This is a genomic window from Uliginosibacterium sp. sgz301328, assembly GCF_041807905.1.
Lineage (GTDB): Bacteria > Pseudomonadota > Gammaproteobacteria > Burkholderiales > Rhodocyclaceae > JBGVSA01.
Genome location: NZ_JBGVSA010000035.1, coordinates 18936 through 28020, shown reverse-complemented (window position 1 = coordinate 28020; position 9085 = coordinate 18936). Strand labels below are relative to the sequence as shown.

The 9085-nt window shown below is 60.4% G+C and carries 6 protein-coding genes; all 6 read right to left on the bottom strand.

Features of this window, described 5'->3' with window-relative positions; translation table 11 throughout:
* Positions 1-512: 512 nt before the first annotated feature.
* The 6 genes from cas6f to cas1f all read right to left on the bottom strand — a co-directional run bounded on the left by cas6f (position 513) and on the right by cas1f (position 9049).
* The gene (gene cas6f, locus ACDA63_RS18465) at positions 513-1076 is read right to left on the bottom strand and encodes a type I-F CRISPR-associated endoribonuclease Cas6/Csy4 (RefSeq protein ID WP_373664763.1); all 564 of its coding nucleotides are present in this window, start codon (positions 1074-1076) and stop codon (positions 513-515) included.
* 3 nt (positions 1077-1079) lie between these two features.
* On the bottom strand, positions 1080-2108 hold the full coding sequence (gene csy3, locus ACDA63_RS18460) for a type I-F CRISPR-associated protein Csy3 (protein ID WP_373664762.1): 1029 nt from the start codon (positions 2106-2108) through the stop codon (positions 1080-1082).
* A gap of 30 nt (positions 2109-2138) precedes the next feature.
* Positions 2139-3146, bottom strand: coding sequence for a type I-F CRISPR-associated protein Csy2 (gene csy2 / locus ACDA63_RS18455; protein WP_373664761.1), 1008 nt, complete (start codon positions 3144-3146; stop codon positions 2139-2141).
* Positions 3139-4497, bottom strand: a complete 1359-nt coding sequence (gene csy1, locus ACDA63_RS18450) for a type I-F CRISPR-associated protein Csy1 (protein WP_373664760.1) — start codon at positions 4495-4497, stop codon at positions 3139-3141. Before csy1 ends, csy2 begins: the two co-directional genes overlap by 8 nt.
* A 107-nt stretch (positions 4498-4604) precedes the next feature.
* A complete protein-coding gene (gene cas3f / locus ACDA63_RS18445) occupies positions 4605-8027 on the bottom strand; it encodes a type I-F CRISPR-associated helicase Cas3f (protein WP_373664759.1) in 3423 nt (1140 codons plus the stop codon).
* Positions 8024-9049: a type I-F CRISPR-associated endonuclease Cas1f gene (gene cas1f / locus ACDA63_RS18440; RefSeq protein ID WP_373664758.1), complete on the bottom strand. Its 1026-nt coding sequence runs from the start codon at positions 9047-9049 to the stop codon at positions 8024-8026. Before cas1f ends, cas3f begins: the two co-directional genes overlap by 4 nt.
* Positions 9050-9085: the final 36 nt, after the last annotated feature.

The window sequence follows — 9085 nt, the reverse complement described above, 5'->3', positions numbered from 1 at the left end:
CTGCCTATACGGCAGTGAAGGGCAGCGGTTTTGTCCAGCCGCCGCAACCTCTTTTCTGAGCTGCCTATACGGCAGTGAAGACGAGGGAGACATGCCGCGCAGGCTGCGCGAATTTTCTGAGCTGCCTATACGGCAGTGAAGTATCTACCGGGTAACGCATGCAATTCTCCTACTTTCTGAGCTGCCTATACGGCAGTGAAGCCGCGCTGCCAGTTCGCCGTCTTCCGCTGCAATTTCTGAGCCGCCTATACGGCAGTGAAGAAAGCCTCTCCGCAGCGCACTTACGGCTCTCTTTTCTGAGCTGCCTATACGGCAGTGAAGAGGCGCGCTGTAGGTCCGCAGGGAATGCCTTGATTTCTGAGCTGCCTATACGGCAGTGAAGTAGACATCCAACGGCCCCAAATGGCCATGGCGTCTAGCTTTGGGGGCACCAGCCCTTGCAGAACCGTTTTTTCCCAGGGCTCTGCAAGTGGCTGTTTTTGCTAACGGGTTCTTCGCCGCCAAAAAAAGGGTCAAAACCAGGGGACCGTGGCGGACGCACTCAGACCGAACGCATTGAAGTTGCCCCGTACCGCTTCGTTCTGACAGGGACGATGTTCGATGAATAGTCGGTATGGCTGGCCGGTGCTGCGGCTGCGAAGTTCCAGATATGGCAGGTCGAGGCGCTTCTCGATGGAATCCGGAATCCGCGCTCTTGCCTCTTCTTCGCTCCACCCTTGTCGCTTCATCTGTCGCCGACGAACACGGTCTGCGTTGCTGGTCGCTTGCCGGCGGACGACCACGCGGTGTTTTGCGCCGATCGGTACAGGTGTCGCCGCGCCCACCTCCACATAGTCGGCGAGCATCACGGCCCATCCTTTCACCATGAGCGCGCTCAATGCAGCCGATGTTCCGTGCAGCCTGAGCGTATCACCCAGGCTTGGACGATCTGACCGAAAGCGCGGGAAGCTGATTCCGATGTCCCGAGCCTCCAGTCCAACCAGTGCGAGATGGAGTCTGTCTGCCAGTGCATTGAGAATGTGAGCCGTCGCGATTTCCGGGTCTGGACGGACACGTATGTCGATGTAGTGATCCATGGCTCAGCTCGCGTCGCCGAAGACGCCGCCACGGATCAGCACAGCGACCACGTAATGCTGGTTATCACGCTCGGGCGCCTTGCCCTTGAGAATCCAGTTATCGAGCAGCGTGTAGAAGTCGATCTTGGCCTTCGGCTGGCGATACGCCTTGCCTTGCGTGGTGACGGAACCGTACGGCTCGATGGCGATGGGACCGAGCTCTTCGGCCCCCGGATACCAGGTATCCACACTGCGGATGGCGTTGCCCAGCTTCTGGGAGTGAATGCCGGCGACATTGTCGACGGCGTATAGGGTCTTGCTCTTGTCGCCGCGACCACGATCGAGAATGAGCTCTTGCGACGGGAAGACCTCCTGCCCGCGCCCGATGCGCACAAAGGCCGTCACCGCCAGCAGCACGTTTTGCCTGCCATGCAGACCGTCAGCAACCAGCGCACCGACTTCATCAAGCGCTTGGCGGGCTGCCGCAGGCGCGTCGAAATTGCGCAGTGACAGGGCTAGCGCATCAAAGGTCCAGGCCGATTGAGCTTTGCCATCGACAAGGCGTTCGATACGGACTTCGACCTGTTCGGCGCCAACACGGTTGCGCCAGAGAAAGCGCCCGTTGGCGAGGTTGAACGCATAGCGTCGTGCCAGCTCCGCAAAACCATGTTCCTGCACGTAGCCATCGATGGTTTCGCGCAGACGCTGCAGGTAGTCGGAGTCGTTACAGGCGGAAGGCGTGCCGGTACCGCTTAGCACACGCAGGGTGAAGGTGACTTTCAGGGTGTCGGCATCATGCGGCAGGGTCGCGACGTCGACCGTCTGCAGGTTTGGATTTTCGATGGCCGCGTCCAGCTTGGCCGGGTCCTGATCTTTGGTCTTGAGTCGGTTGGAGATCGTGCCCCGCACCGACTTTGCGTGGATCTGTAGCGGTTGCCACGTCGATGACGCGTCGCGCTGGTTCCAGTCGCCGGCGAAGAACAAGGCGTCGGAAGGATCGAGTTTGCGTTCGAAAGCGAGGACAGATGCGGTCTTCAGCGTGTCATTGGTCATGGTGTGAATCCTTTTCAAATAATCTGGAAATCAATCAGCGTCATACGCGTACATCTGCGGGACGCGGTAGTCATTGCGACAGCGATAGAGGCCATCCTGCGGCTGGCTGTTGGCATACCAGAGCAGTTGTTCGGGCGATTGCAGGCGGTGTGGAGAAAGCCACTGCCCAACCGAATAGAGGCTTTCGACAAAGCAGAACGGGACACTGGCATCACGCGCATTGGCGACGCTGCCGGCGGAATGTGGTCCGCTCAACACGCCGTAGCCGACGGGGATGGGCACGACCCAGCCGAGTCCCTTGCGGTCGTGCGTCCATCCGCCCTTGTCTTTGTCGTCGCCTTCGACCGGTGCGGTGTAATGCCAGTTGATGCGTGACAGCGAGAGCCAGGCGTCGAGCCGCGTGCTGCCCGGGTTCTGCGCGAGCATGGCCTGGTGGCGCGCTTCGAGCAGATCGCTCCGCTCGATCAACGCAAAGCCAGGCAGCAGCTTCAGCATTTCTCGGGAAAAGGTCTCTTGCCGATCCGTGGCATCCCCCCCCATTTGAACGACATACGCTTTTTGTCGTGCGAGCGGGGCGCGAGATGGGACGACGCTACCGCCCGCTACCCGCATCTGTCCGAGGATGTCACGCACCTGCGCCGCAATGGCCTCTTTCGCTGCCGGCCCTGCTTGTTCCGCAGCCGCCAGTGCATCACTTGTCACGGCAAACACGAGGCTGATGTCGAGGTGGATACGCCCCTCCTCCACAATCGCAGCAGTTCCGCCGTCCTTGTCGATCGGATTGCGCGTGAGGCGAAAGGCCTTCACAAAGCTGTCGTCGGTGATCTGTTCCTCGTAGTCATGGCAGACCACGCCAACTGCGTTGAAGCAGATATCAAGACCGGCCGCCGCGGTTTTGCGCTCCAGCGCCCACATGAGCCCCAGAAAGGCCGTGATGGACGGAAAGCCATGCGTCAATGGGCTGGATATGGCATTGGCGTTCTGTATGCGCAGGCGCGGGACGACGATCAGATAGTCAAATCCGGGGCACTCAGACATGAGTACCCTCCTCTTCTCGTGCGGCGATCGGACGTCGCTGCATCGGCGCCGGCCATTCAGTCACTTCAACAATGGCTTGCTTGACCCAATGGGTGTACTCAACGGTGCCAACCGGCAGGCCACGCTTTTCCAGAATGTCGTTGAGCCAATTGCCGAACTGCATGGCGACTTCGTCCGGCCAATCCTGCCACGTGAAATCGTGCTCAAAGGCTTCGTCTTCTTCCTTGTATTCAGGGCGTGGCGGAAGCTTGGCGCGGCCAGGGTCGAGCCAGAGCTTTTGGCAATGTGAGAGTCGACAGTTCTCATCGCGGGTCCACCCGGGCACGAATGACCCTTGCACTGTCAGTCCAAAGGCCGCCAGCGATGCGCCAAGTGCCTGCTCGATGCGTTCGCGCTCGATACGCGTTTCCATGGTCGGGGCTGGGTTGGCCGCAAGAAAATGGCATAACGCTGTGACCAGCGATGACACACCTTCGTACCGACGGAAACGATCCAACGCCGACTGGATGCCCAGGAACTGCCGTGGCAGGTCTTGATCCCACCTGGGGGGCAGCGAGGCCAGCAGGTAGTTCACGCCGCCTCGTTCGCTGTTCAATTGGCTGATGTTCTGCGGCTTGGTGCCCCCCAGCTTGCGCGCCACCAGACCACGGTAATCGTGATAGTCGCTCGCGCTGGCCTCTTTGCTCCGCATGGCCTGCCGGGCTTGCACATTGGCTTCGCCGAATCGCGCGTCGCTGATGTCAGCGTGTACGGCATGCGCCAGTGCGCTGGAGAACAAGGGTTGCAGGAGATGAAAGTCCTCGTCCTTGGATGGCTCACCTGTCACGCACCAATAGAGCTGCTTGGCCAGACCGTGCGACGAATAACGGGTGGCAGGCCGAATCAGTCCTTTGAAGGCACTCGCCCATTCTTGCGCGAGCGTCTCGTCGTCGCTCAACGCTGCTCGCAGATCGGGATCATCATCCAGCAAGCAATCGAGCAAACGCCGGCCATCTATCTCGAGTTTGAGAAACTTGTAGACATCCAGCGCGGCGGCATTGCCGACGATGTCGTCTGCGTAGTCCTCGCCCAGAGAATGCGTACCGATCTCCCGGTGCTGCGTCAGCGTCGCTGGTGCGGCGTGGACACTACTGCCACGCGCGTCCGGATGGGTCGCCTTCAGGACATGGGTGACCGCCTGAATCTGACCGACACGGCGCGCGGCATCGGCAAGCCAGGTGGCGTAGTCGTATTTGGCCGTGATGGCGTCAACGTCATTATCTTTTCCCTTTAGTTTCTCGTCGCGCCGACTCTGGATGAAGGACGCTATCGTCATCCTGAATCGTCGCCTTCGTTCTTGGCTTCCGTTCATTCCGTCCTCCTTGACTGTGGTCTATCCAACTATCCTGAACACGCTTGCGCTTGCGCTCGTCGGAAACGGGGATCCGTCCAAGCACGTTTGTGTCGTTTGTCCTGTGCTTATTTCTTCGAGAAACCTAGCCCCTCGTGATACCTCCACCCCTGCGCGCTTTGCGGCACGGTGACCGTTGCAAAGCGCCGGGCGGTGTCGTAGAGGGATAGGCCCCGCTCTTCGGCTTGTGTGGCCACCAGTGCCAACAGATCGTCTCGCCCCCAACGCGATATGCGCGGTCCAAGCGACTTAACAAGGTTGATGCGCTCCACTTTGTGGTCGTCGAGTATGTAGATGTCCGCGCGACCGTCTTTCGTCTGTTCTTCGATTCGGTGCACGAGCAGCCTCTCGCCATCCTCATCCGGCAGGAGTACCAACTCCTTTTCCTTTGCCATGCCATCATCGCGAAAACGCTGCTGCTGCGGCAGCACCCACGTCAGCATGGCGTGCGTGTATTGCCACGCGCAGGCGGCATCCAGATCGCGTGCCGCCGGGCGCTGGCCTCGCACACGCACAGCAGAGGCCCGATCCTTCGGCGTCATCATCTGATGCAAGCGCGCGTGCTCAAGATCGACGAGACTCTCTTTCGGCCTCCACGCGGGCTGCGGCGCGGGCTCGACACGCGGCCTCGCAGTAATCGTTGCGTACTCGTCTTCGCGTAGAAGGCTTCGGAGCGAATGGGAAATCAGTCGGAATGGCGAGCTGATATCCAGGCTGGTGTCTTCGAAGCCAGGTCGCACGAACGCAGCTCGTCGTTGCCCGTCCACGCTCCGGCCGCCCGTGAAGTGCTTGAGATTGGTGTCGAAGATGAAGACATTTGGCGACGCGGGATCTTCTTGACGGTGGCGCAGCACGCGCCCCGCCAACTGAATCAACGAGCGCATCGAAGACGGTTCGACCACGGCCCAGTCGTAATCGTGGTCTCGACCCACTTCTGTGACCGGCGACCCCAGCACGACGAACAGGTGGTTCTCTTCTGAATGGGCGTCGATGGCTTGCCGAACCTCAGGCAAGGCGTACACCGCATCTTTGTCACGCCGATTCAGGACGGTATCCAGCCGATGTTCGATGGCCGATCGCAACAGCAACGGAAACCGCGAGTGGTACACGCACAGATGAACATGGTGGTTCTCTGGCGCACCAAGCCGGAACAGTTCAAGCGCAACGTCAAACAAAGGTTCGATGTTCGCCATCCGGACCAGACCGAAACTCACGCGCTTGCCGCTCACCGGACAGATGTCGTGGTGTGCGGCATGTGCCTGGACGGCAGCATCGAGCACTTGGGCAGCGAATTCGCGGTGAATAGCCGTTTCATCTTTGGCGACCATTTTCAGCGGAAGCAAGACACCACGGCGGCGCGGTGGCTGTTCCGCAAGCCGGCCCACACGGTATTGAACGAACTGGGCATGTGCGCTGCGAAAGACATCGACGTCCACGCAGGCCGTGGCGCGCGCGTCGAATTCATCAACCCACAGACACGCGACCTCGGGCCTTGCGTCGGATCGCCCATCGGGCCGCCCGCGATTGCGGCGATAGTGCATGCGCCCGGTTCGATACGCTTGATAGAGCCCCTCGACGAGTGAAGGCGGCAAGGTGGCCGAAGAAATCAGCACACGCGAACCGAGCAGCCCCGCCCAGTGCACCAGGCGGGTGACAGCCGGAAGGTCGTCGATGTCAAAGTCGTCCAGTTCATCGAGCACCAGATCGGCACTCATGAGGCGCAGCATCGGCGCAATCTGGCGCCCCGCGCGTTGCGCCTCGGTCGCCGGCATGAGGTGGTCGATCGTGCACACCAGCACCGGCGCTGACAGGAGTGCGCGGATCTTCGGGTCCTTCATCGCCTTGTCGAGCAAACCGTTTTCAGCGTACAGACCGTCGTAGACGACGTAGCTGTCTTCCGTGAGCAGATCCTGCACCGACGCCGAACCGCTCTGCTCCGCCAGCTTTTCGTAATACTCGAACAGCGCGCGGCTGGCGGAGCCGCCGGTCAGGATGGCGAGATCGTCATCACCCAGATTCAGATCGTTGCGATAGCTGCGTCCGGTCTGCAGGGTCAACGTACGCAGACCGAGCGCGAAGCTGCATCGCATGCCCTGCTGAGGATCGGCGATCGCGTTCATCATGCGTGCATTGGCCAGCGTCTTTCCACAGCCGGTGGAAGCCATGTTGACGATGAAGGCACCGTGTTCCGCGGCGCGCGCACGCATGCTGTCTGCCACATCGGCAGCCTTGTTCTGCCACAGAAAGCGCTGCTTGTCGGTACGTTTTCGCAACCCGCGATGGCGCACCAAACGCGGCAGATTGCGCTCGAATCCCGGCAAAGCGTGAACGATCGCGCCCACGTCGCGAGCCACGCCGAGCAGGTGTTCATCCAGCGGCTGCTTGCGCCTGATTCGTTTGTATTTGTCGATGCCGGTATTGGCGAACAGTGTTGTCGGCGCTCGCGGATCACTGTCACCCGCAACGCGTTCGACAGCATCGAAACCGAGCGCAGAATAGTGGTGATCAGCCAGCATCAGGCTCAGCCGGGCAAGGTGCATGACGTACGGATTGCCGAGCCAATCCTCCCTATCGGGTTTGTCTGCCAAGGCCAACATGCGGAGGGCAATCTTGGCTGCGCGGCTACGCCATTTCGGCAGCACGACAGGCAAACCGTGCTCGAAGGTCCAGTAAGGTTCGATGACTTTCGCTTCGGCCTCAGTGAGCCTCTCGTTCCACGAGTGCTGGACCTGTCGGAATAGATCGTCAAGTTGTGCCGCCTGGACGAAGTGCGGTACGCGCGCTCCGAGAAACTGCTGTTTGTGAGAATCCTGATCGAAAACCGGCATGGCCGGCAGCCGATGGTGGGTCACGATCAACCACCCGATGGCTGCGGCCAGCGGTGGCAGACGTTCGAGAGGTGGTGGCGCAGCGTCGATGCCGTCGCGCAGATAGCGGCTCGATTCCAGCCAGTCGGTATCGCCGGACGACGCCACCATTCTGGTCAGCCAGCCTTTGTCGTCATCCGTACCGACAAAGGCAGCAAAGATCCGCAGCGACACCCATTCGTGCCGATAAAGGTTGGGTTCCCTGACCGGGGTTTTCAGGCGACCTTGAAACGCCACGCTGGCCTTGCCAAGGTCGTGCAGGAGCGCGGCCATCTGCGCGAGCAGCGAGATGTCTTCTCCGGTATGCCAGTCGTTTTCGTCGTGGCGACGAAGCACGTTGCGCGTCGTGGTGTTGGTTGGGACTGCTCCCTGCGCACTAAAGCGACTGGCATCGCCGACGATCCACAACAGTTCGGTGTGATCGACACCGCGAATCCAATGACAAGCCACCGCGGTATTCTTGCGCGCGGTCTTGCGCAGCAGCTTGCGTAGCGTATCCAGTCCTTGTTGCGTGATCGGCGTCTGCCACGTGCGTTCGCCACGACGTTCGGCAAACTGATCGAGGATACGGCGTGTTTCCGTGAGCGCCTTCTTGGTGCACTCGGAGATCAACAGAACGTTCATGCCGCCGCCTTCCCAAAGCGGTCGGCAATGGCCTTGACGCTATCGATCATGAAATCAAGCGACTCACTACGCGTGAGCGTTTCGATACACGCCTGCCGGAACTGCTGCTCGTCATCGCCACGCATCGCGCTGATGAACGCCTGCGGCAGCACGACCGCATCCTTGACGAGATCGGCCACATCGAACACCAGGCCACCCCGCCGAGTCTTGCCGTGCAGCACCGCCAGACCATGCGGAATGCCGAGCACCCAGGTCGCCGTAGCACCCAGGCCGTAGGCGAGATAATTGCCGTGGTCGAGAAAGCGATTGGCCAGGTCAGAAGCCTCGCCGCGCTCACCTCGAACAAAATCGCCGTACTTGGTGGCTTGCGCAGCGAATCTGAAGAGTTTTTTCGTCAGACGGGCTTCTTCGGTCAGGAGATGTGTGACATCGGGCGCGGCGTCAATGCCAGTAATGCTCTGTTTTAGCGCCGCATCGAGCAGCTCAGCGGCAACGACGAAACCCTTCTCATGCAACGCACGGTTATCCAGCCAGAGCGCATGGATGCGCGCTAGCCGCGCACGCTGGATTTCCTTGGCGGCTTCGAGTCGGAGCACGTCATCGAACCAGAAACGCACCCATCGCTGCAGATACTCGGTAGGACGGTATTCACTTTGGGGGCAGAACCAACCAACTTCGATGTCCGCCTCGTTGGCGCTGAAAAGCGGCGTACCGCCCCCGCCGCAAAAGCCAACGAGTACGCCGGCCTTGGCCAGCTCCCTCATCGCCGCCTGTGTGATTGAAGTACCTGTCCCGAGCAGGACGCTCGTTGTGTTGGCAATGGGAATGTTCCAGTAAAGGGAACGTTTGCCTGCTTCAGTGATGAACTCGACGCGCCCGCCGTTGACCAGCACGCGGCAATGTTCGAGGTAATAGAGATTCGCCCGCTTGGAATGGAGAATCGTCTTCAAGTCGCTGGACCGAATGTCTTCCATGATGCCCCCGACGACGCGTCCGGCGCCGCTTAGCAACAGCGGTGCCATCACGCAATGCCATCAGACTAGGCACAGGCACAAAAA